The organism is Inquilinus ginsengisoli, assembly GCF_031453975.1.
GTDB lineage: Bacteria > Pseudomonadota > Alphaproteobacteria > DSM-16000 > Inquilinaceae > Inquilinus > Inquilinus ginsengisoli_A.
Genome location: NZ_JAVDPW010000007.1, coordinates 441,970 through 468,547, shown reverse-complemented (window position 1 = coordinate 468,547; position 26,578 = coordinate 441,970). Strand labels below are relative to the sequence as shown.

Here is a 26,578-nt window from a genome sequence, read left to right as displayed (position 1 = left end):
CGCAGCCTGCGCATTCCGTGGAGGTCACCGGATGATCGTCGGGATTCCCGTCTACCAGCAGGTCGATCTGCTCGACGTCACCGCACCGCACGAGGTGTTCAAATGGGTGGGCCCGGATGTCGAGGTGCGGCTGCTCGCCGGCTCGACCGAGGAGCCGATCGTGACGCGCGACGGCTTTCGCTTCCTGGCCACGCATCGGTTCGCCGACACGAAGAAGCTCGACATCCTCTGGGTCCCCGGCGGCGATCCCAAGGCGCTGGCGCCGATCATGAGCGGAAAGGAGCCGCGCGACGTCCTGGATTTCCTGCGTCGCATCGGCCCGCATGCGGGCTGGGTCTGCTCGGTGTGTGAGGGTGCCCTGCTGCTTGCGGCCGCCGGGCTGCTCGACGGCTACCACGCCACCACGCACTGGGCATTCATCCCGTGCCTGAAGGAGTTCGACAAGGTCTCCGTCGTGAAGGGATTTCCGCGCTTCCACCAAGACCGCAACCGCCTGACCGGCGGCGGCATCTCGTCCGGGCTCGACGAATCGCTACATCTCGTCCGGCTGTTAAAGGGAGATGACGCGGCGCGCGAGGTCCAGCGCACCATCCAGTATTACCCGAAGCCGCCGTTCCGCAGCGACCTGAAGGCCCCGGCAAACTGCATGTTCTCCTGGTAGGGCCCGTCATTTCCGCAACTGCATTTTCAACCGAAGGAGATTTCCCGATGGCCCGTTCAAGCTCCGACATTGCCGGCAAGTGGACCTATCGCAGCTTCAACAACGATCCCGTGCAGGTCGGGGACGACCCGAAGAAGGCGCTCGCCCTGATCTTCGCCGAGGCCGCGCTGCTGCTGCGGCCGCTCAATAATGTCGACTTCGCCGGCCTGCTCGATTGGGACGGTGGCGGCATGGACCTAAAGGGCAAAATGATCGAAGGCAGCCCCGACATGCCCGTGGCCTTCGCCATCGTCGGCTACGGCCGGCAGGGCACCTCCACCGACGGCTGGGAATACGCCTATAACGGTTGCCTGCCCTACACATGGCCGGAGGGGATCGACCAAGTCCCCTCCCTGGTCGGGTCGATCGTCCGGGTCAAGCCGCACAACGGCAGGCCGGCCGGCTACACCGCCAGCTTCGTCGCGGTGCTGAACAAGGGGTGACATCAGGCCGGTCGGACCATGGGTCCGGCCGGCACTATTTCCGCGGGGCGAAGCTCAGGCGGACGAAGCGCGACCGGTCGGCGCCGATGACCACGGCGTCGATCCGGCGCGCCGTACAGCGGGCCGGGCACCAGCACCGGGACATGCGCCACCCCACCGGGCCGAAGCGGAAGCCCTCAAGATACTGCCGCGCGACGCGTCGGAATTGCGGCCCGGCCCCGGCGGCTACACCGGCTGCTGCTACACCGGCTTCGGATCGAAGCTGTCGGACCGGGCGAGGTTCCAGCTGTCGGCGTACAGCGTGCTCTTCGACTCGCCGTCGACCAGTTCGCCCGGCTTGGCAAAGTAATGCAGCTGGGAGAACAACCGAACCTCGGCCGTGCCGGTCCGCCGCACCAGGTGGTGGGGGCCGAGCTGGGAGGGGTGCTCCAGACCCGCCGCCGCCAGCATCTCGGCCAGGGCCTTCAGGGTGTTGCGGTGGAAGCTGCGCACCCGCTCGGCCTTGTCCGGCACCACCAGGGCCCGCTGGCGCAACGGGTCCTGGGTGGCCACGCCGGTCGGGCAGCGGTTGGTGTGGCAGCTCTGCGACTGGATGCAGCCGATCGCGAACATGAAGCCGCGCGCCGCATTGGCCCAGTCGGCGCCGATCGCCAGCAGGCTGGCGATGTCGAAGGCGCTGACCACCTTGCCGGCGGCGCCGATGCGGATCTTGCTGCGCAGATTGGCGCCGACCAGGGCGTTGTGGACGAACAGCAGGCCCTCGCGCATCGGCACGCCGATATGGTCGGTGAATTCGACCGGCGCCGCGCCGGTGCCGCCCTCGGCGCCGTCGACCACAATGAAGTCAGGCAGGATGCCGGTCTCCAGCATCGCCTTGACGATGCCCATGAACTCCCAGGGATGGCCGAGGCAGAACTTGAAGCCGACCGGCTTGCCGCCGGACAGCTCGCGCAGCCGGGCGATGAAGCCCATCATCTCGACCGGCGTGGAGAAGGCGCTGTGGCTGGACGGCGAGATGCAGTCCTGCCCGACCGGCACGCCGCGGGTCTCGGCGATCTCCGGCGTCACCTTGCGCGCCGGCAGGATGCCGCCATGGCCGGGCTTGGCCCCCTGGCTGAGCTTGATCTCGATCATCTTGACCTGGTCGCTCTGCGCCTGCTCGGCGAAGCGCTCCGGGTCGAAATGCCCGTCGGCGGTGCGGCAGCCGAAATAGCCGCTGCCCAGCTCCCACACCAGATCGCCCTGGTTCTCGCGGTGGTAGGGGCTGATGCTGCCCTCGCCGGTGTCATGGGCGAAGCCGCCCAGCCTGGCGCCGCGGTTCAGCGCCCGGATGGCGTTGGCGCTGAGCGCGCCGAAGCTGATCGCCGAGATGTTGAACACCGAATGCGAATAGGGCTTGGTGCATTGCGGCCCGCCGACGGTGATGCGGAAGGTCGCGGGGTCGGCCACCGGCGCCGGCCGGGTGGAATGGCCGATGAACTCGTAGCCCGGCTGGTAGACGTCGAGCAGCGTGCCGAACGGCTTTTCCCCGCCCTCGTTCTTGGCGCGGGCGTAGACCAGCGAGCGCTGGGCCCGCGAGAAGGGCAGCATCTCGTTGTCGGATTCCAGCAGGTACTGCCGGATCTCCGGCCGGATGCCCTCCACGAGGTAGCGGATGTGGCCGATCACCGGATAGTTGCGCCGCACCGCATGCGGCGCCTGCACCAGATCCCAGACCCCGAGCAGGCTGAGCAGCCCGGCGACCGCCGTCACCGGCCACAGCCAGTGGACCTGGCCGAGCAGCGGCAGGGTGGCCAGGGTGATCAGGACCAGCAGCCCGAAGGCCACGTAGCGGTTCAGCAGGGACATCGGGACCTCGGCGGCATCGGGACTCGCCGCCGACGATACGCCGCCGAACCGAAGCGGCAAATCCACCCTCGGCCTGCCGCCGGATATTGTTCGGTGGCAACCACCGCCGCGGAGGGCGCCGGCCGGGCGCCCTCCGCGGCGGTGACGGCCGCTACGCGGGCAAGGCGCCGGAGCGCTTGGCGGTCCAGGTGGCCATGTAGTCCATCAGCCCGGGCGACAGGCAGTCATACGGTTCGAGCTTCAGCTCCCGCAGCCGGGCCCGCACGCCGTCCATGGTGCTGGGATCGACGCCCGACTCGATGATCGACGACACGAAGGCGGCGAAGCCCGGCTCGGCATAGCCGTCCCGGTCGAACCGCTCCGGATGGATGAAGGACAGCCCCTTGAACGGGTGGTCGCGCTCGACCGGCCCGTGCATGTGGACGCCGCACTGCTTGCAGGCGTGCCGCTGGATCAGGGCGCTGGGATCGACCACCGCCAGCTTGTCGCCGTTCTCCAGCACCGTCACCTTGTCGGACGGCACCACCGCGACGATCGAGAAGGCGACGCCCTTCGGCTTCCAGCATTTGGTGCAGCCGCAGGCATGGTTGTGGGCGACATCGCCCTCGATGCGCACTTTGACGGGACGGTCGGTGCAGGCACAGGTCAGCGTCCCGCCCTGGAAGCTGCCGGACCCGCGGCGCACGCCGCCATCGACGACCGGGTGTATGGAAACTTGGCCGCTCATAGCGTTCTCCCCTGAGGTTTGTTGTCCCGGATGGTCGTTCCGGTGGGAGTTTCGGACATGCGCGACGAAATCTCTATTGGTCCCTCGGATGAGAATTGGTGCCGGGATCGGGCGTCAGCCCAGCCCGGGGAGCGCAATGTTCGGGGCTAAAGCACCGCCGCCGTGTGCTCCGCCATCGCGGCGATGATGAGATCCCAGTCGTCGGGATGCAGCTCGTGGCCGCCGCCGTCGATGCGGACCAGCCTTGCCCCCACCACCGCATTCGCCAGCGCGGCGCCGCGCTCGACCGGGAAGATCGGGTCCGCCGTGCCATGGATGACCAGCAGCGGCGCCTGCAGCTCGCCCAGGCGGCCCCGCCACCGCTCGCCGCCCTTCAGCAGGAAATGGTTGGTCGCGCTGGCAAAATTCCTGGCCCGATCATAGTCGCGCTCGGCCAGCCGGCGGGCGGCGGCCGCGTCATGCGGATGCGCGCTGCCGGCGATCATGCGCGCGTCCCCGGTGATGGCGTCGATCGCCTGGCCGCGGTCCGACCAGTCGACGGCCGGGCCGGTCGCGGCATCCTCGGGATCGGCCGCCGCGGTCTCCGGCGGATCCGGCCTGTCGACGCCGACCGGGGTGGAGCTGATCGCGGTCAGCGAGGCGATCCGGGCCGGATGCGCCAGCGCGGCGAATTGCGCGATCATGCCTCCGGCCGACATGCCGACGAGATGGGCGCGGCGCAGGCCATAGCCGTCGAGCACGCGGATCGCGTCCTCGGCCATGTCGTCGAACCCGTAGGGCGGTTCGCCCGGCGGGTAGGTTGTCGACAGGCCGGTGTCGCGGTTGTCGTAGCGGATCACGTGGCGCCCCTGGCCCGCCAGGCGCCGGCAGAACTCGTCCGGCCACCACAGCATCGAGGCCATGGCGCCCATGATCAGCAGCACCGGCGAGTGGGTCGGGTCGCCGAAGGCCTCGGTCGCGATCTCCACGCCGTCGGCCCTGACCGTCTTCTCGCTCATCTCCCCCCTCCTCCGTCGATACCCGGGCGAGCCGGCCGTCCTAGGCTCCGGCCAGCTCGCGCAGCCGGCCCAGGCTTTCGGCCCGGCCCGGCCGCAGGCCCTGGCCGATCCACCAGCGTTCGACCTCGGCCAAGGCACGGCCGACCGCCGGGCCGGACAGGCCGAGCGCGACGATGTCGCGGCCGCGCACCGGCAGCGTCGGCACCGGCTCCTTCTCCGCGGCCGCCAAGGCACGCTTGAAGCTCCGGCGCTTCGGCGCCGCCGCCCAGGCCAGGCGGATGCGGTCGCGCGCGCCGCCGCGGCCATGCCGGTACAGCAGCAGCCGCACCCCGGCCTCGTCGGGCGCGTCCGCCATGGCATCGGCCCGCAGCCCCGCCAGCCGGTCGCGCTCCTCGTTTGACAGCTTCAGCCGGGCGGCCACCGGCGCCACATCGCCGCGCAGCAGCGCCGCCAGCCGCAGCACCGGATCGGCGCCGGGCGCCACCCGGACCAGGCCCTGCAGCCGTGCGATGTCGCCGTCCTCACCCAGCACATGCCGGGCGATGCCGGCATCGGCCATGACCTGCCACACCGGCACCGGGTCCGGCGCGGCCAGCAGCTTCAGCAGCTCGGCCCGGACCCGCTCACCCGACAGCCGGTCGAGGCCGCCCGCCGCCGCGGCGCAGGCGGACAGCGCCGCCGGGTCGGGGTCGCCCTGGCCGTAATGGGCGTGGAAGCGGAAGAAGCGCAGGATCCGCAGAGCATCCTCGGCGATGCGCTGCGCCGGGTCGCCGACGAATCGCACCCGCCCCTCGCGGGCATCCGCCACCCCGCCGAAATAGTCGTGGACGGCGCCGTCGGGTTCGGCCGACAGCGCGTTCATGGTGAAGTCACGCCGGGCCGCGTCGGCCCGCCAGTCGGCGGTGAACTCGACCACCGCATGCCGGCCGTCGGTCTCGACATCGACCCGCAGCGTGGTGACCTCGAAGCTCTTGCCGCCCGACCGCGCGGTGACGGTGCCGTGCTCCAGCCCGGTGGGGATGAAGCCGAGCCCGGCGTTGCGCAGCGCGGTCATCACCGCCTCCGGCCGCAGCGGCGTGGCGATGTCGACATCCGCCGCGTCACGGCCCAGCAGGGCGTTGCGCACGCAGCCGCCGACGAAGCGCGGGTCGAAGCCCGGGATCGACAGGGCGGCGATCACCGCCCGGGCGGCGGGATCGGTGGCCCAGCCCGGCAGCGACATCAGGTGGTGCGAGGGCATGTCGTAGGCGGTCAAGATGCGGTTCCGAGCAGCACGTCACGCAGATTGCGCAGGATGCCCGCGGTCACGCCCCAGACATAGCGGTCGCGATACGGGAAGGCGTAGTACTGCCGCTCGACCCCCTGCACGGTGATGCGGTGCAGCTTCGGGTTGCCGGGGGCCAGGATGAAGGCCAGCGGCACCTCGAAGATCTCAGCCACCTCGAACGGGTCGGGCGCGGTCTCGAAGGGCGGCACCAGCAGCCCGACGAAGGGATGGATCTCGAAGCCGGTGCGGCTGACATAGGTGTCGAGCCGGCCGACGATCTCGACCCGGTCACGCGTCAGCCCGATCTCCTCCTCGGTCTCGCGCAGCGCCGCGGACAGCGGGTCGGGGTCGCCGGGGTCGATGCCGCCGCCGGGAAAGCTGATCTGCCCGGCATGGGCGGTCAGGTGCGGCGTGCGCAGGGTCAGCAGGATGGTGTCGCCGTCCGGCCGCCGGATGATCGGCACCAGCACCGCGGCCGGCCGCAGCGCCGCCAGCGGCTTGAGGTCCGGGTTGAGGTCGTGGTCGCCGCGCGGGCCGGAACCATGGTCGCTACGTGACTGGCTCGGCCGGTAGCGCCGCAGCCGGTCCAGATCGACCGGTGCCGAGGGGCCCTCCGCGGTCACGCCTGGTCCAGCGGGAAGAAGATCCGATGGCTCCACACCCCCATCCGGCCGTCATGGCTGACGGCGATGTCGGCCAGCTCGTAGAACACCGGGCGCGTCAGCAGCGCCTCGAGCCCGTCCTTGACGTGGACATAGGGCGACGGCTCGCCGGTGTCGGGGGCGAAGGCGACGCGGATCGGGTGGTCGGGCCCGGCCTGGCACAACACATCGAGATTGGTGCGGAAAGTCAGGACCTGGTCCTCGCCGGAACCCTCGGCCTCGACCGCCACGGCGACGAAGGGCGCGTCGTCGACCGTGATCCGCCCGCGCTCGGCCGGCGTGATCAGCCAGTAGTCCCCGGCGGCATCGCGTCGCAGCACGGTGGCGAACAGCTTGACCAGGGCGATCCGGCGGATCGGGCCGCCATGATAGTACCAGGTGCCGTCACGGCCGATGCGGATGTCGTAGGCCTCGTCGGCGGCGGTCGGATCGCGCCGGGCCCCGGCCAGCGCAGCGCCGACATCGGCCGCGGGGGCTGGAGTCTGACCCGGCGACGTTTTGCCCGCCTGCGTTTTGTTCGACTCGTCTTCGCTCAATTCCGCCATACTCTTGCAATAGATCCGTCAGACCACCGGCAGAGCGGCCCGCCCATGCAAACGACCGTTTCGTCCTCGCCCGAGCTCGACACGCCGGCCACGCCCGGCGACATCGATGCGGCGGGTGAACGCCTGTCCGCCGTGCGCACCATGATCGGCCGGGTCATCTTCGGCCAGCAAGAGGTGATCGACCAGAGCCTCATCACCATCCTGGCCGGCGGCCACGTCCTGCTGGTCGGCCTGCCCGGCCTGGCCAAGACCCGGCTGGTCGAGACACTGGGCACCGTGCTGGGCCTGGAGGAGCGGCGGGTGCAGTGCACGCCGGACCTGATGCCGGCCGACATCCTCGGCTCCGAGGTGCTGGAGGAGGCCGAGAACGGGCGCCGCAGCTTCCGCTTCCTGCCCGGCCCGGTGTTCTGCCAGCTGCTGATGGCCGACGAGATCAACCGCGCCAGCCCGCGCACCCAGTCGGCGCTGCTGCAGGCGATGCAGGAGCACCGGGTGTCGATCGCCGGCCGGTATCTGCCTTTGCCCGAACCCTTCCATGTCCTCGCCACCCAGAATCCGCTGGAGCAGGAAGGCACCTACCCGCTGCCCGAGGCACAGCTCGACCGCTTCCTGATGCAGGTCGATGTCGGCTATCCCGACCTGGCGGCCGAGCGGCGCATCCTGCTCGCCACCACCGGCGTCGCCGAGGCCCAGATCGAGCCGGTGATGAGCCCGGATTCGCTGCAACGGACCCAGCGCCTGGTGCGCCGCCTGCCGGTCGGCGAGACCGTAATCGAGGCGATCCTGTCGCTGGTTCGCGCCGCCCGGCCCGATTCGACCGACCTGCCCGAGGTTCAGCGCATGGTCGGCTGGGGCCCCGGCCCGCGCGCCAGCCAGTCGCTGATGCTGGCCTGCCGCGCCCGCGCCCTGCTGACCGGCCGCCCGTCGCCGTCGATCGACGACGTCGCGGCGCTGGCCCATCCGATCCTGCAGCACCGCATGGCCCTGACCTTCGCGGCGCGCGCGGATGGCGCGACGATCACCGATGTGATCGACCGGCTGGTCGCGCGTCTCGGCTGAGGCCGCGATGGCGCTCGCCCCCCCGCCCCTGACCGGCGCTGCGCGGCGCAAGGCCGCCGATGCGCTGGCGGCCACGCTGCCGCCCCTGCTGGTCGCCGCCGACCGCATCGCCGCGACGGTGGCCCAGGGTGTGCACGGGCGGCGCCGGGTCGGGGTCGGCGACAGCTTCTGGCAGTTCCGCCGCTACCAGCCGGGCGAACCGGTCGGCCGGATCGACTGGCGCCAGTCGGGCAAGACCGAAGGCCTGTTCCAGCGCGAGACCGAATGGGCGGCGGTGCAGACCGCCTGGCTGTGGCGCGACGCCTCGCCCTCGATGGACTACCGCTCCTCCAACGCCCTGCCGACCAAGCGCGAGCGCGGCGAGGTGCTGCTGCTGGCCCTCGCCTCCCTGCTCAACCGCGCCGGCGAGCGGGTGGCGCTGATCGGCGGCGGGGCACCGCCGGCGACCGGGCGGGCCAACCTGCTGCGCCTCGCCGCGGCGCTCGACCATTCCGCGCCCGATGACGGCACCAAGGCGGTGCCGTGGGAGCTGCGGGTGCCGCGCCACGCCGCCATGGTGCTGCTGAGCGACTGCCTGGCCCCGCTGGAGGAGATCGGGCAGTCGGTCGCGGCCTATGCCGCACGCGGCGTCCGCGGCCACATCCTGCAGATCCTGGACCCGGCCGAGGCGACGCTGCCCTTCGAGGGTCGCATCCGCTTCGAAGGCATCGAGGAGGTCCAGTCGGCGCTGATCCCGCGGGTGCGGTCGGTGCGCGACGCTTATCGCGACCGCCTTGCGGCGCATCAGGACGGTCTCGCCGCGATCGCCAGGACCGCCGGCTGGAGCTTCGCCATCCACCGCACCGACCGGTCGCCCGAGGCCGCGCTGCTGGGCCTGTGGGCGATCATGTCCGGGGCCACGACCGGCAGGGCCAGATGGTGATCCTCGGCGCGCTCGTGTTCCTGGCCCCGGCCATCCTGGCGGCGCTGATCCTGCTGCCGGTGATCTACTGGCTGCTGCGGGTCACCCCGCCGGCGCCGCGCCGCCTGAGCTTCCCCGCGATCCGCCTGCTGCTGGGCCTCGACGCCCAGGAGGAGACGCCGGAGCGGATGCCCTGGTGGCTGCTGGTGATGCGCCTGGCGCTGGCCGCGCTGATCATCGTCGCCCTGGCCCATCCGGTGCTGAACCCCGCCGCGGCGCTGCCGGGCAACGGCCCGGTGCTGCTGGTGGTCGACAACGGCTGGGCCGCCGGCAAGGCCTGGCCGCAGCGCCAGGACGCCCTGCGCGCCGCCGTCGACAAGGCCGAGCGGGCCGGCCGCGAACTGCTGCTGCTGCCCACCGCGCCGACCGCCCCGGGCGAGCCGGTCGCGGTCAGCCGCCTGCTGCGTCCCGGCGAGGCGCGCGGCGTGATCGACGGCCTGGCTCCCAGCCCCTGGCCGACCGACCGGGCCGCGGCGCTGAAGGCGGTCGACGCGCTGCGCCTGTCCGGCGGCACCCATGTCGTCTGGGCCGGCGACGGCATCACCACCGAAAAGGATGCGGCCGGCGTCCGCGACTTCGCGGCGCGGCTGCAGCGTTTCGGCGGCCTCGAGGTCCTGACCCCGCCGGCCTTCGACCTGGCGCATCTGGTCGGGACGCCCGAGGTGGTCGACACCGCCCTGACCGTGCCGGTCCGCCGCGCCACCGCCGTCGGCGACGTGCCGCTGGTGCTGCGGGCCACGGCCGAGGACGGCCGGCCGCTGGCCCGGACCGAGCTGCGCTTCGCCGCCGGGCAGCGTCAGGCCGAGGCCCGGTTCGACCTGCCGTCGGCCGCGCGCAACGCCATCGCCTCGGTCTCGATCGAGAGCGAGGCCACGGCCGGGGCCACGGTGCTGGTCGACGAGCGCTGGCGCCGCCGCCCGGTCGGCCTGGCCACGCCGCAGGACACCGCGCGGGCCCAGCCGCTGCTGACCGAGAGCTACTATCTGGACCGGGCGCTGGAGCCCTTCGCCGAGATCCGCCGCGGCAGTGTCGCCGAGCTGCTGGGCGGCACCCAGCCGACCGACCGGCTGGCGGCGCTGCTGCTGCCGGACGGGGCACTGTCCTCCGACGCCGACCGCGAGGCCGCCGACCGCTGGATGGAGGGCGGCGGCGCCCTGATCCGCTTTGCCGGGCCGATCCTGGCCGCCAACCCGGACGCGCTGGTGCCGGTGCCGCTGCGCTTCGGCGACCGCACCCTGTCCGGCGCCATGTCCTGGACCGAGCCGATGCCGCTGGCGCCGTTCGACGCCGCCAGCCCGTTCCAGGGCCTGACCATCCCATCGGACATCCGCATCCAGCGCCAGGTACTGGCCGACCCGTCGCCGGACCTGGCCGACAAGACCTGGGCCCGGCTGACCGACGGCACCCCGATCGTCACCGCCGAGCGGCGCGGCCGCGGCTGGCTGGTGCTGATCCACACCACCGCCGGCCCAGGCTGGTCGAACCTGCCCTTCTCCGGCCTGTTCGTCGACATGTTGCGCCGCGTGGTGGCGCTGGGCAGCGGCGTCGGCGGCGACAGCGGCCAGGCCAGCCTGCCGCCGGTGCGGGTGCTGGACGGCTATGGCCGGCTGATCCCCCCGCCGCCCCTGGCGCTGCCGATCGCCGGCCCCGCCTTCGCCACCACCGTGCCGGGACCGGAGCATCCGCCCGGCTTCTACGGCACCGAGGACAACCGCCGCGCCCTTAATCTGGGAGCCGCCGTGACCAGCCTGGAGCCGTTCCCCGACCTGCCCGCGGGCGTCACGGTGTCCAGCTACCAAGCCCCGGTGGAGGTCGACCTGCGGCCCTGGATCTTCGGTGCGGCGATGGCGCTGCTGATCATCGACGGCATCATCGCCCTGGTCATGCGCGGGTTGCTGACGCCGCCGCGGCGCACCACCGTCGCCTCGGTCCTGGTCGCCGGCCTCGCCGCCGCGTCGCTGCTGGGTCCGGCGCCGGCGCGGGCCCAGGACGACGCCCGGATCATCGCCATGGCCAACCATGTCCGCCTCGCCTATGTCGAGACCGGGCAGCAGGATGTCGACAGCGTCAGCCAGGCCGGGCTGGAGGGCCTGGCCCAGGTGCTGCGCGACCGCACCTCGGTCAACGCCGAGGGCGCCGTCGGGGTCAATGTCGAGAGCGACGAGCTGGCCTTCTTCCCGCTGCTGTACTGGCCGGTGACCACGGCCCAGCCGGCGCTGTCCGATGCCGCGATCGCCCGGCTGAACGCCTTCCTGCGCACCGGCGGCACCATCTTCTTCGACACCCGCGACCAGGCGGTCGGGGGTGGCGGCGCCCTAGCCGGCCCGGGCGCCCAGAAGCTGCGCGAGCTGACCCGCGGCCTCGACATTCCGCCGCTGACACCCGTGCCGCCCGACCACATCCTGACCCGCGCCTTCTACCTGATGCAGGATTTCCCGGGCCGCTACGCCGGCGGAGACCTGTGGGTCGAGACCGGGGACGCCACCGTCAATGACGGCGTGTCGACCATCATCATCGGCGCCAATGACTGGGCCGGCGCCTGGGCGATCGATGCCGGGGGCACGCCGATGCTGCCGGTGGTGCCGGGCGGCGAGCGCCAGCGCGAGATGGCGTTCCGCTTCGGCGTCAACCTGGTGATGTACGCCCTGACCGGCAACTACAAGTCGGACCAGGTGCATGTCCCGGCGATTCTGGAACGGCTGGGCCAATAGATGACCGACGCCGCCTCCGTCGCCCTCTCACCCCTACTGCCCTGGATCGTCCTGGGGCCGCTGCTGGGGCTGGCCGTGCTGGCCCTGCTGGTCGGCGCCTGGCGCCGCGCCCCGGGGCTGGGCTGGCGCACCCTGGCCGCCGCCATGCTGGCGGCCGCGCTGCTGAACCCGTCGCTGGTCGAGGAGAAGCGCGACCCGATCCACGACGTCGCGGTGGTGGTGGTCGACCGCTCGCCCTCGGACCAGATCGAGGACCGCCCGGCCCGGATCGATTCGGCCGTGGCCGAGCTGCGCACCAAGCTGGCCGCCTTCCCCGACCTCGACACCCGCTTCGTCACCGTCGGCGAGGGCGCCAACGCCTCGCTGGACGAGACCCGGCTGTTCGAAGCGCTGGGCGCGGCCACGGCGGACGTGCCGCGGCGGCGGCTGGCCGGCGCCATCCTGGTCACCGACGGCCAGGTGCACGACGTGCCGACCGACCCGGCGGCCCGCACCGCCTTCGGCCCGGTCCACACCTTGCTGACCGGCCGCAAGGACGAGATCGACCGCCGCATCGTGGTCGCCCAGGCGCCGAGCTTCGGCCTGGTCGGCCAGGACGTCACCGTGACCCTGCGGGTCGACGACCTGCCGAAGGGCGAACCCGGTGCCGTCGCCACCGTGACCGCGACCAAGGACGCCGGCGCCCCGGAGGCGCTGCAGCTGCCGGTCGGGCGCGACACCCAGGTGACCTTCCGCCTCGACCATGGTGGGCCGACCGTGTTCGAATTCGCGGTCGAGGGCCTGCCGGGCGAGCTGAGCCAGGCCAACAACCGCGCCGCCATCGTGGTCAACGGCGTGCGCGACCGGCTGCGCGTGCTGCTGGTGTCGGGTGAGCCGCATCCGGGCGAGCGAACCTGGCGCAACATCCTGAAGTCCGACCCGTCGGTCGACCTCGTCCACTTCACCATCCTGCGCCCGCCGGAGAAGCAGGACGGCACGCCGATCAACGAGCTTTCACTGATCTCCTTCCCGATCCGCGAGCTGTTCGAGACCAACCTCAAGGATTTCGACCTCATCATCTTCGACCGCTACCGGCGGATGGGGGTGCTGCCCAACCTCTATCTCGGCAACATCGCCCGCTACGTGCAGGAGGGCGGCGCCTTCCTCGAGGTCTCCGGCGAGGCCTTCGCCGAACCCCTGAGCCTGTACCGCACCCCGATCGGCAACATCCTGCCGGCCGAACCGACCGGCGAGGTGCTGGAGCAAGGCTACCGCCCGACCGTCACCGAACTCGGCCAGCGCCATCCGGTGACGGCGACGCTGCAGGGCGCCACCGACGGGCCGGGCGGCGGGCCGAGCTGGGGCCGCTGGTTCCGCCAGATCGACGTGGTGCCGCATGGCGGCAACGTGGTGATGACCGGGGTGGGCGGCCGGCCCCTCCTGATCCTCAACCGGGTCGGCGAGGGCCGGGTGGCGCAGATGGCGTCGGACCAGATCTGGCTGTGGAGCCGCGGCTTCGAGGGCGGCGGCCCACAGGCCGAGCTGCTGCGCCGCCTGGCGCATTGGCTGATGCGCGAGCCCGAGCTGGAGGAGAACGTGCTGCGGGCAGAGGCCGCCGGCCAGCGCATCGAGATCCACCGCCGCAGCCTCGACCGCAGCAACCCGCCGGTGACCGTGACCGATCCCGACGGCAAGACCCAGAGCCTGGCGCTGACCGAGGCCACGCCCGGCCTCTACACCGGCCGCCTCACCGCCCAGGGGCCGGGCATCTACCGCGTCAGCGACGGCGACAAGACCGCCCTGGCGGTGGTCGGCACGCTGAACCCGCCGGAGCTGAGCGACATGCGCGCCGTGCCCGACAAGCTGGCACCGGTGACCGAGACCAGCGGCGGCGGTGTCGCCTGGCTGGCGACCGACGGGGTGCCGAGCATCCGCCGCACCCGGCCGGACCGTGCCGCCGCGGGCACCGGCTGGATCGGGTTGCGCGGCAACGGCGACTACACCGTCACCGGCATGACCGAGACGCCGCTGCTGCCACCGCTCGTCGCCCTGTTCCTGGGCCTCGGCGGGCTGATGGCGGCCTGGCGACGCGAGGGGCGGTAGCGCCCGCTCTTGGTGCCGGCATTGTCGCCATCGGCGAGGAAGCGTAGGATTATCCGATAATCCGATCGATCGTCGGGCCAGGTCCGGTGATGGGCCCGGCGACCGCTCTGCAGCTTGTTGCAGCCGTAGCTCTTCCGTCGGGCCATGACATCTTTTGATCACAAGGCGGTCCTTATCGTTGGCGGACGGCAGATCGCCGGCGAGGCGCGTTCCCATGCATGGATGGGCAGGGCCGCCGCCCGCCGACGCGATGAGAAGCCGTTCGACGAGGACTGACACCGTTCAGGGAGGCCGAAATGACGAAAGTGAGCTGGGTCGTGAAGGCGACGGAGCTTGCCAACTGCAACTGCGCCTATGGCTGCCCCTGCCAGTTCAACGACCTGCCGACGCATGGGCATTGCCGTGCCGTGGTCGGCTTTCTGATCGAAACGGGACATTTCGGCGATGTCAGCCTCGACGGGCTGCGGGCCGTTGGCCTCTACGCCTGGCCCGGGCCGGTGCATGAGGGCAAAGGCACCATGCAGCTGGTCATCGACGAGCGGGCCGACGCCGCCCAGCGGGACGCGTTGCTCAAGATCATGACCGGCGAGGAGACCGAGGACATGGCCACCATGTGGTGGGTGTTCGCCGCCATGAGCCCGACCCGGCTCGAGCCGCTGTTCCGGCCGATCGAGATCGAGATCGATGTCGACCGCCGACGCGGCCGGTTCGTCGTGCCGGGGCTGGTCGAGACGACCGGCGAGCCGATCCGCAACCCGGTGACCGGCGCCGAGCACCGCGTCCGCATCGACCTGCCGAACGGCTTCGAATACCGCTTGGCCGAGATCGGCAGCGGCACGACCAAGGCGGCCGGCGGGATCGAGCTGGACCTGGCGGGCACCTATGCCCAGTTCGCGCACATCCATCTCAACAACGCCGGCATTGTGGCGTAACCGGCGGCGATGGACACGGGTGCTGCCCCATCCGCGATCGAGGCGGTGCTCCGCCGCGACCGTCTGGTGACGCTCGTCGCCCTCGCCTGTGTCTGCATTGCGGCCTGGATCTATGTCGGCCTCGGCATCGGCGTGGAAATGCCCGGTATGGAAATGCCCGGCATGGAGATGCCTGGCACGGCGATGTCCATGCCGATGCCCTGGACCGGCGCCTATTTCGCCCTGATCGTCGCGATGTGGGCGGCGATGATGGTGGCGATGATGCTGCCCGGGGCGGCGCCGATGGTGCTCACCTATGCCGCGCTGCAGCGCCATCGCCGGCGGGCCGCGCCACAAGCGGCGACCGCCCTGTTTACGCTCGGCTACCTGACGATCTGGGCCGGCTTCAGCATCCTGGCCGCCACCCTGCAATGGCGCCTCGATGCTCTGGCCCTGCTGTCCCCGGCGATGGCGACCGCCAACACGGTCCTGGCCGGCGGCGCCCTTGTGATCGCCGGCGCCTACCAGCTCACCCCGCTGAAGCGCGGCTGTCTCGTCCGCTGCCGGTCACCGGTCGAGTTCCTCACCCGCCACCATCGGTCCGGACCGTTCGGCCTCGGCCTTCGCCACGGCCTCTTCTGCCTCGGCTGCTGCTGGGCGCTGATGCTGCTGCTGTTCGTCGGCGGCGTGATGGATCTCACCTGGATCGGCGTCAACACGCTGTTCGTGCTGCTCGAAAAGACGGTGCCGGCCGGCCGCTGGCTCAGCCGCGTCACCGGAGTCGGCCTGATCCTGTGGGGCGGCTGGACGGCGCTGGTCGTTCTGTAGGCGCCCAGGCAGGGCCGGAAGCGGTCGGCCCCCGGCTCCCCTCCTCTCCTCAGTTCATCACGATCTCGACCCGGCGGTTCTGCGGTTCGCGGACGCCGTCGGCGGTCGGCACCAGGGGATCGGCCTCGCCGACGCCGCGGACCGCGATCAGGGTGTCGTCGACACCGTCGGCGACCAGCTGGCGCCGGACCGCATCCGCCCGGCGCACCGACAGCGCCTGGTTGTAGGCGTCGGTTCCGGACCGGTCGGTGTGGCCGGTGACGCCGATGCGGGTCGATTCGCCCCGCAGCGCGTCGGTGGCGGCGGAGGCGACGATCGACGTCGCCTCGGGCGTCAGCTTCGAACTGTCGAAGTCGAAGAACACGAGATAGCTGCGCTCGCCGGTGGTGACCGGGCTGTCCGGCACGGTCTGCGCCGCGGCCTGGCCGAAGTCGAAGGTGTATTTGAAGCCGGCCAGGATGGTGTGGTTGTTAGGGGCGCCGACCTTGATCTTGGTGTCGCCCGAGGTGGTGTTGCCCTCGGTCTCGCCGAAATAGCGATACTCCAGATTCGCCGCCCAGTTCGGCGTGATGGAGTAGGACACGCCGGCGATGCCCTGGTAGGCGAACAGCGGTGAGCTGAACTCGGTGTCGATGTCGGCGTCCTTGACCTTGACCTTCCAGGTGTTGAAGCCGACGCCGATGCCGCCGCCGACATAGGGCACGAAGGGCGAGCCGAACTCGAAATCGTAATAGACGTTGGCCATCAGCCCGATCGTCCGCTCATGGCCGTCGACGTCGACCTTGACGTCGCTGGCACCCGGGACCGCGAACCGGCCCCGGCGGAAGGAATCGAAGCCGAACAGCACGTTACTGATGTCGTTCTGGCGGAAGCTGGCCTCGAGGTCGGTGCGGAACGCGCCGAAATCGTAGCCGATGTAGACATCACCCGCGACCGCCGCATCGAGGGAGACATCGGCACGGCCTTTGGTGGTCGGGTTCGAGAAGTCCCAACCCTGAGTCTGCGGGATGTTCACCCCCGCCCCGGTGCCGAGATAGATGCCTCGCGCCTGCTGGGCCATCCCGGGCGTGGCCAGCAGCGCGACCACGGCGCCCGCAACAAACACTGCCAGAGTTTTCATCTGCCGCCTTCCTGATCAGAGTCAAACCGAAGGCCGCGCCCTCCCCGACGCCCCACTGCAGGGTTTTATCCAGGCCCCTCGCATCATTACGAAGGCTTCGATAGCTGATCAACCCGAAATCAAAGAATTCACGAGAACCATGCCATTTTAAATCTTCATGAAAAGGTAAAGTCTTGAGCGAGAATCCCGGCCGAATCTGGTTGGACTGCAACCCTGGAGATGCCGTCATGACGACAAGATCGTATTTAGTCGGAATTCTCCACGATTGCATGGCAATCCTGGACATGCCGCAGCGGCGACGGCGGGCCCGGATCAGGGCCGGCCGCTGAATCTCTGACGTCGTGATTCGCTGGGGACGGACGGGGGGCCCTATCCTTGGCGCCGGCAGTCGAACAGGTGGTTGCGGTTCACCCGGAACCGGCGGCGGCGGTGCGGGCCCAGCAGGCGGCGGCTGTCGACGATGATGGGCACCAGCCCGGCGGCAGCCAGCCGGCCGGGAAACTCCCGCCCGTTGATGCGGTAGTGGTAGGGGTGGCCGAAGCGCCGCATCCGTTCGACCGGGTCGACGATGTCGGCCCCGTCCTGGGTCGGCCCCTTGGGATCGAACGGCACCATGATGATGGCATGGCCGCCAGGCCGCAGCACCCGCGCCAGCTCGGCGATCGCCGCGCCGTCGCCGGGGATGTGCTCCAGCACATGGTTCGCCAGCACCCAGTCGAAGCTGGCGTCGGCGAAGGGCAGCGCCGCCAGGTCGGCCTGGATGTCGGCGGAGGGGTCGAACAGGTCGACCGAGCGGTAGCGCAGGTTGGGCAGGCCCCGCAGCCGCTGCTCCAGCCACGGTTCGGGCGCCGCATGCAGCACCCGGTGCCGGCCGGTCAGGAGGTCGGTGTGGGCGGTCAGGTACAGCCAGAGGAAACGGTGCCGCTCGACGCTGCCGCAGGCCGGGCACATGGCGTTGCGCCGCCCGTCCAGGCCGAAGCGCAGGAAGCGGCCGGCCCGCGTGCCGCAGATCGGGCATTCCAGCACCCCGGCCGGGCCCGCCTGCACCTGGGGCCGGGCATGCAGCCGTTCCCGCCGATAGATCGCCGCCTCGTCCAGCCGGTCGCGGGCGATGTCCCCGACGACCCGGCCGAGGTCATGCAGCATTCGAGGATTCCTCGGCCTCGCGGGGGACCTCCCGGGCGGCCTCGCTTCGATCCGCGCCCGGCTTTGCCACTGCGCCGTCGCGCTCGCGCACCGCCGTGGCCAGCACCTGCACCGCCTGCGGCAGCGAGATGTCCGACGCCGCCGGCTGGAACGCGATCTTGGCCTCGCGGAACGCCTTCCAGATGGCGAATCGCAGATCGGTGCCGACACCGGCGAAATTGTCGACGTCGGAGATGTGGCAGCGCAACTCGAGATCCAGCGTCGTGGTGCTGAAGCCCTTGAAGGCGACGACCGGGGCCGGGAAGGCGCTGACCCGGCTGTCCGCCTTGGCGATCTGCAGCAGGATATCGCGCGCCTGCTCGACATCCGCCGAGGCGGCGATGTCGACCGGGATGTCGACCCGGCCGTTCTTGTCCTTATGCGTCCAGTTCACGACCTGGGACGAGATCAGATTGCCGTTCGGCACGATCACCGAGGAGCGCTGGAAGGTCTGGATCTCGGTGGCGCGGACGCTGATTCGGCGGACCACGCCCTCGGCGCCGCCGATCACCACCCAGTCGCCCACCTTCACCGGGCGCTCGACCAGCAGGATCAGGCCGGCGACGAAGTTCTGCACGATGTTCTGCAGGCCGAAGCCGATGCCGACCGAGAGGGCGCCGGCGATCAGCGCCAGGTTCGACAGGTCGAGCCCGAGCACGCCGACGCCGAGCAGCGCCGCGATCAGCACCCCGAGATAGCCGATGCCGGTGCGGATCGAATTCTTCAGGCCGCGGTCGATCTGCAGCTTTTCCAGGAAGCGGGCGTCAAGCCGCCGCTGCAGGAAGCGGGTGGCGGTGATGCCGACGGTGAAGGCGACGATGGCGCCGAGGATGTCGAGCGGCGCGATACGGACGCCGCCGACCTTCGCCCCCTCCAGGATGGTGGTGCCGATCGCCGAGATGTCGCTGGTGCTGAGCCCCAGGACAGGCGCCAGCACCAGCAGGGCGGCCAGGCCGAGGACGATGTCGGTGCAGAGGGCGGCGCCGGTCTCGAACACCCACAATCCGCGATCGGCCGGGAACAGCGAGTGGCGCACCCTGGCCATCGGCCCGACCGGCTGGGTCAGGAACCGGCCGATCGCTTCATGCACCATGCCGCGCAGGACCAGGAAGGCGGCACCGATACCCATCGAGGTGACGAGGAGATAGGTGATGTACAGCGCCAGCTTCTGATAGCCGATCAGCCCGGCGACCAGCACCACCACGGCCAGCAGCGCGGTCACCAGCCGCAGCCGCGGCCAGCGTCCGGCCGGCCGGGCCGGCGCCGGCTGATCGTCGGTCGGCTCGCCTTCCGGCAGCGCCTTGAGGTCGGCGCGATACCCCCACAGCGATCCCGGCAGCAGCGCCAGCAGCGCCAGCGCCCCCGCGGCCAGCGACGCCGCAACCAGCACGGCACGCAGCTCGCTTTGCATCAGGATGCGGCCATCGGCCATCGCCAGCGTCACCCCGGCGACGGCCCAGATTGCCGCGCCCAGCCGCAGCCTGTGGCACAGGGTGCGGGCCGAGGCGTCGGTCAGGTCGATCAGGCGCCAGGCCGGATCGTCGGGTGTCAGCGCGGCCGAGATCGCGGCCGATGCGAGGAAATAAGCGACGATTCCCCAGGCCAGGACGCCCAGGGTGATCATGGCGACGTAGCTGGCCGGCCGGTCGCCGAGCCAGCCGGCGCAGATCACCGCCACCGCCAGCGTCATCATCGCCGGCAGCACGCCATGGGCGATGGTGTAAACTAGGGCCGCGGCCGCCCGCCGCCTCAGGGACGGCACGGTTTCGGTCAAACGGCGGCCGAAGCGTCGCAGCAGCCAGCGCCGCGCCAGCCAGCCGAGGCCGAGGACGATGCCGGCGAACAGGATGCGCCGGGCCATCTCGCCCACCCCATCCCAGCCGGCGCCGGCCTGGTCCTGGAACGGCAGCAGCAGCCGTGTGGCGAGATAAGTGGCCTGATCGGGGACCGAGCCCCAGAGCTGCGGGTCGAAGGCGGCGGGAGCCACCGTCAGCAGATCGCGCCGGAACCGGTCGACGCGCGCGGCATCGGCGGTCTGCTGCAGCAGGTTGGCCTGGGTCTTGACCGCTTCGGCCTGCCGGACCTGCCCGTCGAACTTCGCGAGGGCGTCCGCCAGCTCCTGCCGCTGCTTCACCACATCTGGCGACTCCGGCGGGGCGCCTTCGGCCGGCGGCGGCCCCAGCGCGTCGCTGACCTGCTTGATCTTGCCGAGGGTGTCATTCGCGGCAGCCGACGCGGCCTGGGCCTGATCGACCACCGCAGCCAACTGGATGCGCAGCGCGTTGTAGCCATCGTCGGACAGATTCTGCGCCGACAGCTGGACATAGAGCCGCTTGATCGTGTCCTGCCACCCCGCACTCTGCTTGTCGAAATCCGGGTTGGTCTGGGCCGCGGCCGGCAGGGCGGCGCAGACGAGAGCCAGCAGCAGGAACAGGCGGGGGAACAGGGCGCGAAAGGTCATGGGCGGCCGAACCGGCACCTGATGCAATGGGGGATACGTCTCTTTCCATGCCAAAGCGGCGACAAGAAGGCGAGCCCGCCGATCGTCGCAGCAGCAATGCGCCCCGTCGCACTCAGGATTCGTGGATCAAGCCGTGGCCAGAGGCCCGATCCTCTTGATATGAATCAAAGACCTCGGCCGGCATTGCCGGTATATCGAGACGCGCACTGAGAAGACGATCGAGCGGGAGACCCCATGAGCAGCGACACCAGCCTCTTCCCCGTGTCCGACGACTGGGCCAAGCGCGCCTGGGTGAATTCCGCGCGGTACAAAACGCTGTACGAGCGTTCGGTCAATGATCCGGAGGGCTTCTGGGCCGAGCACGGCAAGCGCGTAGACTGGATCAGGCCCTTCACCAAGGTCAAGGACACCAGCTTCACCGGCGACGTCCACATCCGCTGGTTCGAGGACGGCACGCTGAACGCGTCCGCCAACTGCATCGACCGGCATTTGGCCAAGCGCGCCGACCAGACCGCGATCATCTGGGAGGGCGACGACCCCAAGGACAGCCGCCACATCACCTATCGCGAGCTGCATGAACAGGTCAGCCGCCTGGCCAATGTGCTGAAGGCGCGCGGGGTGAAGAAGGGGGACCGCGTCACGGTCTACCTGCCGATGATCCCGGAAGCGGCCTATGCCCTGCTGGCCTGCGCCCGGATCGGCGCGGTCCATTCCGTGGTGTTCGGCGGCTTCTCGCCCGACAGCCTGAAGGACCGCATCCTCGATTGCGGCTCGACCATCCTGATCACCGCCGACGAGGGGCTGCGCGGCGGCCGGGCGGTGGCGCTGAAGGCCAATGCCGACGAGGCGCTGAAGAGCTGCCCCGACGTCACCAGCTGCATCGTGGTGCGCCGCACCGGCGGCAAGATCGGCTGGACCGAGGGCCGCGACCTCTGGCTGCATGAGGCTTCGGCCCAGGTCTCCGCCGACTGCCCGCCCGAGGAGATGGGCGCCGAGGACCCGCTGTTCATCCTCTACACCTCGGGCTCGACCGGCAAGCCGAAAGGGGTGCTGCACACCACCGGCGGCTATCTGGTCTACGCCGCCATGACCCACCAATACGTCTTCGACTACCATGACGGGGACATCTACTGGTGCACCGCCGATGTCGGCTGGGTGACCGGCCACAGCTACATCCTGTACGGACCGCTGGCGAACGGCGCGACGACGCTGATGTTCGAGGGCGTGCCGAACTATCCCGACACCTCGCGGTTCTGGCAGGTGGTCGACAAGCACAAGGTCAACATCTTCTACACCGCCCCCACCGCCATCCGCGCCCTGATGCGCGACGGCGAAGGCCCGGTGAAAAAGACCAGCCGCGCCTCGCTGCGGCTGCTGGGTTCGGTCGGCGAGCCGATCAACCCCGAGGCCTGGCTGTGGTACCACCGCGTGGTCGGCGACGGCCGCTGCCCGATCGTCGACACTTGGTGGCAGACCGAGACCGGCGGCATCCTGATCACGCCGCTGCCCGGCGCCATCGCGCAGAAGCCCGGCTCGGCCACCCTGCCCTTCTTCGGGGTCAAGCCGCTGATCGTCGATGGCGAGGGCAAGCCGCTGGACGGCGCGGTTGAGGGCAATCTGTGCATATCGGACAGCTGGCCCGGCCAGATGCGCACCGTGTTCGGCGACCATGAGCGCTTCATCCAGACCTATTTCGCCACCTTCAAGGGCCTGTACTTCACCGGCGACGGCTGCCGCCGGGACGAGGACGGCTACTACTGGATCACCGGCCGGGTGGACGACGTGCTCAATGTCTCCGGCCACCGCATGGGCACCGCCGAGGTCGAGAGCGCGCTGGTCGCCCACCCCAAGGTCGCCGAGGCCGCGGTGGTCGGCTATCCCCACGACATCAAGGGCCAGGGCATCTATGCCTATGTCACCCTGATCGCCGGCGAGCAGCCGACCGAGGAGCTGCGCAAGGAACTGGCGCAGTGGGTGCGCAAGCAGATCGGGCCGATCGCGACGCCGGACCTGATCCAGTGGGCGCCGGGCCTGCCCAAGACCCGGTCGGGCAAGATCATGCGCCGCATCCTGCGCAAGATCGCCGCCAATGAGCAGGAGACGCTGGGCGACACCAGCACCCTGGCCGATCCCGCCGTGGTGACCGACCTGGTCGACAACCGGATGAACCGAGGGTAGCGCCGCCGGCGATGGCGGAGCCGCATCGCGGCCGATCCCTCGAGACCGCGTGGCTCGAGGATTTCCTGGCGGTGCTGGACGAGGGCGGCTTTTCGCGCGCGGCGGAGCGCCGGGGCGTCAGCCAGCCGGCCTTCAGCCGCCGCATCCGGGCGCTGGAGGACTGGGTCGGCACCACCCTGTTCGACCGCAGCACCCATTCGGTCCGCCTGACCCCGGCGGGCGAGCGCTTCCGGCCGGCCGCCGAGGAGATGCTGCGGCGGCTGCAGATCGGCCGGCAGGACGCGCTGAGCGCCGCCCAGGCGGGCTCGGAGACGCTGCGCTTCGCTGCCACCCATGCGCTGGCGCTGACCTTCTTCCCGGCTTGGCTGCGCGCCCTGGAGGCGGCAGCGCCGACCACGATGACGGTGCAGCTGACCGCCGACACCATGGTGGCGTGCGAGCGGCTGATGGTGGAGGGCCGGGCCCAGTTCCTGCTGTGCCACGACCATCCGGCGGCGCCGCGGCGGCTGGCCGGCGACAGCTTCCCGTCGATCGCGCTGGGCCAGGACGTGCTGCTGCCGGTCGCGGCGCCGGTGCTGGCCGGCGGGGCGGCCGCGCCCTATCTGGCCTACACCGCGGAATCGGGCATGGGCCGCATCCTGGCCGCCGCCTGGGCGCAGGCCGGGCGAACGGCGCCGGCCGAGCCGGCCTTCTCCTCGCACCTCGCCAGCGTGCTCGCAGCCATGGCGCGCGACGGCCGCGGTATCAGCTGGTCGCCGCTGAGCCTGGTGGCCGAGGACCTGGAGTCGGGACGGCTGGCGCGGGTCGGCACCGCGGCCGACGAGGTGCCGATGGAAATCCGCCTGTTCCGCCCCAGGGCCCGCCAGAGCCCCGCCGCCGAGACCTTCTGGGACCGGGCGGTGACGCTGAGCCGCCAAGCCTGAGCGCCGACCGACTACGAGAAGAACGCCAGCAGCTCCGCCGCCGTCTCCTCCGGCCGCTCTTCCTGCAGGGTGTGGCCGCAGTCGAAGGCGCGGCCGCGGACGTCGCGGGCCTTCTCGCGCCAGGTCTCCAGCACGTCGTACAGCGCCCCGACCGTGCCCTGCCCGCCCCAGATCGCCAGGAGCGGCGCCGTGACCCGGGCGTCGGCATCCGCGGCGTCGTGGTCGAGGTCGATGGTCGCTGCCGCGCGGTAGTCCTCGCAGATGGCGTGGCGCGTCGCCGGGTCGCGGTAGCAGCGCAGGTACTCGGCGAAGGCGGCCGGCTCGGTCGCGCCGGGCGTCTTGCTCTGCCCGTCGATGTGCTTGCGCAGGAAGAACTCCGGGTCGGCGCCTATCATCCGTTCCGGCAGCGGCTCCGGCTGGATCAGGAAGAACCACCAGAAGTAGCGGGTGGCGAATTCCTTGTCGGTGCGGGCGTACATCGTCGCCGTCGGTGCGATGTCGATCACCGCGAGGCGCGTGACCGCGTCGGGATGGTCCAGCGCCATGCGGTGCGCCACCCGGCCACCGCGGTCATGCCCGACGACGCCGAAGCGGTGATGGCCGAGCAGCCGCATCAGCGCCACCTGGTCGGCCGCCATGGAGCGCTTGGAATAGGCGATGTGGTTGGCGCCGCCGTCCGGCTTGCTGCTGTCGCCATAGCCGCGCAGGTCGGCGGCGACGACGGTGAAGCGCCGCGCCAGCACCGGCGCCACCTTGCGCCAGGTGGCATGGGTCTGCGGATGGCCGTGCAGCAGCAGGAGCGGCGGCCCCTCCCCGCCGACCGCGGCGCGGATGGTCAGGTCGGGCGCCACCGTGGCGTCGACCAGCCGGAACCCGGCCAGGAAGGGCGAGGCGCCGCGCTCGGCGATGGCGTCGGTCAGGCCAGCCATGGGTTCTCCGCGAGATAGTCCCGTTCGAAGGTCTTGATGGCGGCGCGATGCTGCAGGGTCGCGCCGACCGCGTCGAGACCCAGCACCAGCGCCCCCTTCCGGCCCGGCTCGATCTCAAAGGCGATGGCCGTCCCGTCCGAAGCCGCGATGCGCTGCCCCGGCAGGTCGATGGTCAGCCGGTTGGTGGCGGCGTCGGAGGCCAGCACCATCAGCCGGTCGACGGCCGCCGCGTCCAGGGTGACGGCCAGCAGTCCGTTGCGGGCGCAGTTGTCGAAGAAGATGCCGGCGAAACTGGTGCCGATCAGCGCCCGGACGCCGAGCTGGCCGAGGCCCCAGACCGCATGCTCGCGGCTGGAGCCGCAGCCGAAATTGGGGCCGACCACCAGCACCTTGGCGTCGCGCCAGCCCTCCCGGTTCAGCACGAAGCCCGGCCGCTCGGCGCCGGACTCGTCGAAGCGCAGGTCGCGGAAGACGCCGTCGCGCAGGCCGCTGCGGTCGATGCCCTTGAGGTACTGCTTGGGCATGATCACGTCGGTGTCGACATTCGCCGCCGGCAGCGCCGCCGCCGGGCCGGAGAGCAGGGTGAAGGGCTGCATAGTCAGGCTCCATCGCCGGCTTGCCGGGGATCGGCCAGCCGGCCATTGATGGCGGCGGCGGCGACCATGGCCGGGCTCATCAGATGGGTGCGGCCGCCCGCCCCTTGCCGCCCCTCGAAGTTGCGGTTGGTGCTGGAGGCGCAGCGCTCGCCGCTGCCGAGCACGTCGTCGTTCATCGCCAGGCACATCGAGCAGCCGGATTGCCGCCATTCGAAGCCGGCCTCGGTGAACACCCGGTCCAGGCCTTCGGCCTCGGCCTGCCGCTTCACCGCGCTGGACCCCGGCACCACCATCGCCCGCACGCCCGCGGCGACGTGGCGACCGCGGACCACGGATGCAGCGTCGCGCAGATCCTCGATCCGGGCGTTGGTGCAGGAGCCGATGAAGGCCCGCTCGATCGCGATCTCGCTGAGCTTCATACCGGGCGCCAGGCCCATATAGGCCAGCGCCCGCTCCATATCCCGGCGCCGGTCGGGGTCGGGCTCGGCCGCCGGATCCGGGATGCGGGCGCCGATCGGCGCCGCCTGATCCGGGCTGGTGCCCCAGGTGACCATCGGCTCGATCCCGGCGGCGTCCAACGCCACCTCGCGATCGAAGCGGGCGTCGGGGTCGCTGTTAAGCCCGCGCCAGGCGGCGACGGCCTGGTCCCACAAGGCGCCCTGCGGCGCGCGGGGCCGGCCGTGGAGATAGTCGAACACCCGCTCGTCCGGCGCCGCCAGGGCACCGCGGGCACCGCATTCGACCGCCATGTTGCACAGGGTCATGCGCCCCTCGACGCCGAGGCCGGCGATGGTGCTGCCGGCGAATTCGATGGCGAAGCCGGTGGCGCCGGACGCCCCGATCCGCCGGATCAGCGCCATCACCACATCCTTGGCGCGGACGCCCGGTCCCAGCGGCCCGTCGACGGTGACGCGCATCGATTTCAGGCGGCGGTACACCAGCGTCTGGGTGGCCAGGTAGTGTTCGATGTCGGAGGTGCCGATGCCGAAGCCCAAGGCACCGAAGGCGCCATAGGTGGTGGTGTGGCTGTCGCCCGCCGCGATCACCATGCCCGGCAGCACCAGGCCGAGCTCCGGCATCACCACATGCTCGATGCCCTGCAGCGGGTGCAGCACGTCGAACAGCTCGATGCCGAAGTCGCGGCAGTTCTCGGCGAAGTAGGAGGCCTGCTGCGCCGCCCCGGCATCGGGCATCGCCGCGGTGCGCCGCGCCGCGGTCGGGTTGACATGGTCGACGGTGCCCAGCGCCGCGGCGGGGCGCCACAGCGGCCGACCGGCCTCGCGCAGCCCGGTGAAGGCCTGGGGGCTGGTGTATTCGTTCAGCACTGTGCGGTCGATGTACAGCAGCACCTGCCCGCCGTCCGGGTCGAGGCGGCGGACGGTGTGGCTGTCGACCAGCTTGTCGTAGAGCGTTCGCGCTGGGGCCGGCACGGCGGTTCTCCGGG

The 26,578-nt window shown here is 71.0% G+C and carries 22 protein-coding genes; 10 read left to right on the top strand and 12 right to left on the bottom strand.

The genetic code is table 11. The annotated features are described in order from the left end of the window. Nucleotides 1-31 precede the first annotated feature (31 nt). Nucleotides 32-661, top strand: coding sequence for a DJ-1/PfpI family protein (locus tag E9232_RS21805; RefSeq protein ID WP_309797426.1), 630 nt, complete (start codon nucleotides 32-34; stop codon nucleotides 659-661). A 47-nt stretch (nucleotides 662-708) separates the two neighbouring features. Next, the gene (locus E9232_RS21800) at nucleotides 709-1,143 is read left to right on the top strand and encodes a hypothetical protein (RefSeq protein WP_309797423.1); all 435 of its coding nucleotides are present in this window, start codon (nucleotides 709-711) and stop codon (nucleotides 1,141-1,143) included. A gap of 240 nt (nucleotides 1,144-1,383) precedes the next feature. Here the strand turns inward: E9232_RS21800 and E9232_RS21795 are convergent, their stop codons facing one another. From E9232_RS21795 to E9232_RS21770, 6 genes are all read right to left on the bottom strand, one after another. After that, nucleotides 1,384-2,991, bottom strand: coding sequence for an FMN-binding glutamate synthase family protein (locus E9232_RS21795; RefSeq protein ID WP_309797421.1), 1,608 nt, complete (start codon nucleotides 2,989-2,991; stop codon nucleotides 1,384-1,386). Between the two features lie 151 nt (nucleotides 2,992-3,142). Next, nucleotides 3,143-3,718 carry an S-(hydroxymethyl)glutathione synthase gene (gene gfa, locus E9232_RS21790; RefSeq protein ID WP_309797419.1) on the bottom strand — a complete coding sequence of 192 codons (576 nt, stop codon included), beginning with the start codon at nucleotides 3,716-3,718 and terminating at the stop codon, nucleotides 3,143-3,145. Between the two features lie 146 nt (nucleotides 3,719-3,864). Further along, entirely contained in the window at nucleotides 3,865-4,716 is an 852-nt protein-coding gene (locus tag E9232_RS21785; RefSeq protein WP_309797417.1) for an alpha/beta fold hydrolase, read from the bottom strand. A gap of 40 nt (nucleotides 4,717-4,756) precedes the next feature. Next, nucleotides 4,757-5,971, bottom strand: coding sequence for a CCA tRNA nucleotidyltransferase (locus E9232_RS21780; protein ID WP_309797415.1), 1,215 nt, complete (start codon nucleotides 5,969-5,971; stop codon nucleotides 4,757-4,759). Next, complete coding sequence (locus tag E9232_RS21775) at nucleotides 5,968-6,606, bottom strand: CoA pyrophosphatase (RefSeq protein WP_309797413.1); 639 nt, start codon at nucleotides 6,604-6,606, stop codon at nucleotides 5,968-5,970. Before E9232_RS21775 ends, E9232_RS21780 begins: the two co-directional genes overlap by 4 nt. Further along, nucleotides 6,603-7,181 carry a DUF1285 domain-containing protein gene (locus E9232_RS21770; protein ID WP_309797411.1) on the bottom strand — a complete coding sequence of 193 codons (579 nt, stop codon included), beginning with the start codon at nucleotides 7,179-7,181 and terminating at the stop codon, nucleotides 6,603-6,605. Before E9232_RS21770 ends, E9232_RS21775 begins: the two co-directional genes overlap by 4 nt. Before the next feature lie 54 nt (nucleotides 7,182-7,235). Here E9232_RS21770 and E9232_RS21765 point away from each other — a divergent pair, with 54 nt between their 5' ends. The 6 genes from E9232_RS21765 (at nucleotide 7,236) to E9232_RS21740 (ending at nucleotide 15,742) form a co-directional block, all read left to right on the top strand. After that, complete coding sequence (locus E9232_RS21765) at nucleotides 7,236-8,249, top strand: AAA family ATPase (RefSeq protein ID WP_309797409.1); 1,014 nt, start codon at nucleotides 7,236-7,238, stop codon at nucleotides 8,247-8,249. 7 nt (nucleotides 8,250-8,256) lie between these two features. After that, a complete protein-coding gene (locus E9232_RS21760; protein WP_309797407.1) occupies nucleotides 8,257-9,171 on the top strand; it encodes a DUF58 domain-containing protein in 915 nt (304 codons plus the stop codon). Beyond that, on the top strand, nucleotides 9,165-11,921 hold the full coding sequence (locus E9232_RS21755) for a DUF4159 domain-containing protein (RefSeq protein WP_309797404.1): 2,757 nt from the start codon (nucleotides 9,165-9,167) through the stop codon (nucleotides 11,919-11,921). Before E9232_RS21760 ends, E9232_RS21755 begins: the two co-directional genes overlap by 7 nt. Next, nucleotides 11,922-14,003 carry a hypothetical protein gene (locus E9232_RS21750; protein WP_309797402.1) on the top strand — a complete coding sequence of 694 codons (2,082 nt, stop codon included), beginning with the start codon at nucleotides 11,922-11,924 and terminating at the stop codon, nucleotides 14,001-14,003. Nucleotides 14,004-14,299: 296 nt separating this feature from the next. Further along, on the top strand, nucleotides 14,300-14,935 hold the full coding sequence (locus tag E9232_RS21745; protein ID WP_309797401.1) for a DUF1326 domain-containing protein: 636 nt from the start codon (nucleotides 14,300-14,302) through the stop codon (nucleotides 14,933-14,935). A 9-nt stretch (nucleotides 14,936-14,944) separates the two neighbouring features. Further along, nucleotides 14,945-15,742: a DUF2182 domain-containing protein gene (locus E9232_RS21740; protein ID WP_309797399.1), complete on the top strand. Its 798-nt coding sequence runs from the start codon at nucleotides 14,945-14,947 to the stop codon at nucleotides 15,740-15,742. A gap of 49 nt (nucleotides 15,743-15,791) precedes the next feature. On the opposite strand, the gene E9232_RS21735 is transcribed toward E9232_RS21740, so the two are convergent. From E9232_RS21735 to E9232_RS21725, 3 genes are all read right to left on the bottom strand, one after another. Beyond that, a complete protein-coding gene (locus E9232_RS21735) occupies nucleotides 15,792-16,862 on the bottom strand; it encodes an OmpA family protein (RefSeq protein WP_309797397.1) in 1,071 nt (356 codons plus the stop codon). A 369-nt stretch (nucleotides 16,863-17,231) separates the two neighbouring features. Continuing rightward, the gene (locus E9232_RS21730) at nucleotides 17,232-18,008 is read right to left on the bottom strand and encodes a methyltransferase domain-containing protein (RefSeq protein WP_309797395.1); all 777 of its coding nucleotides are present in this window, start codon (nucleotides 18,006-18,008) and stop codon (nucleotides 17,232-17,234) included. Then, nucleotides 17,998-20,508: a mechanosensitive ion channel family protein gene (locus tag E9232_RS21725; protein WP_309797394.1), complete on the bottom strand. Its 2,511-nt coding sequence runs from the start codon at nucleotides 20,506-20,508 to the stop codon at nucleotides 17,998-18,000. Before E9232_RS21725 ends, E9232_RS21730 begins: the two co-directional genes overlap by 11 nt. 234 nt (nucleotides 20,509-20,742) lie before the next feature. On the opposite strand from E9232_RS21725, the gene acs reads away from it, so the two are divergent. Further along, a complete protein-coding gene (gene acs, locus E9232_RS21720) occupies nucleotides 20,743-22,686 on the top strand; it encodes an acetate--CoA ligase (protein ID WP_309797392.1) in 1,944 nt (647 codons plus the stop codon). Between the two features lie 11 nt (nucleotides 22,687-22,697). Then, nucleotides 22,698-23,609 (top strand): LysR family transcriptional regulator, encoded by a 912-nt coding sequence (locus tag E9232_RS21715; RefSeq protein WP_309797390.1) that lies wholly within the window; start codon nucleotides 22,698-22,700, stop codon nucleotides 23,607-23,609. An 11-nt stretch (nucleotides 23,610-23,620) separates the two neighbouring features. Here the strand turns inward: E9232_RS21715 and E9232_RS21710 are convergent, their stop codons facing one another. Genes E9232_RS21710 through leuC form a run of 3 tightly spaced genes read right to left on the bottom strand, consistent with a single transcriptional unit; the run spans nucleotide 23,621 to nucleotide 26,564 of the window. Next, nucleotides 23,621-24,538, bottom strand: coding sequence for an alpha/beta fold hydrolase (locus E9232_RS21710; protein WP_374710642.1), 918 nt, complete (start codon nucleotides 24,536-24,538; stop codon nucleotides 23,621-23,623). Further along, nucleotides 24,526-25,134, bottom strand: coding sequence for a 3-isopropylmalate dehydratase small subunit (gene leuD, locus E9232_RS21705; RefSeq protein ID WP_309797388.1), 609 nt, complete (start codon nucleotides 25,132-25,134; stop codon nucleotides 24,526-24,528). The genes E9232_RS21710 and leuD overlap by 13 nt, the downstream gene beginning before the upstream one ends. Before the next feature lie 2 nt (nucleotides 25,135-25,136). Next, complete coding sequence (leuC, locus tag E9232_RS21700) at nucleotides 25,137-26,564, bottom strand: 3-isopropylmalate dehydratase large subunit (RefSeq protein ID WP_309797385.1); 1,428 nt, start codon at nucleotides 26,562-26,564, stop codon at nucleotides 25,137-25,139. Nucleotides 26,565-26,578: the final 14 nt, after the last annotated feature.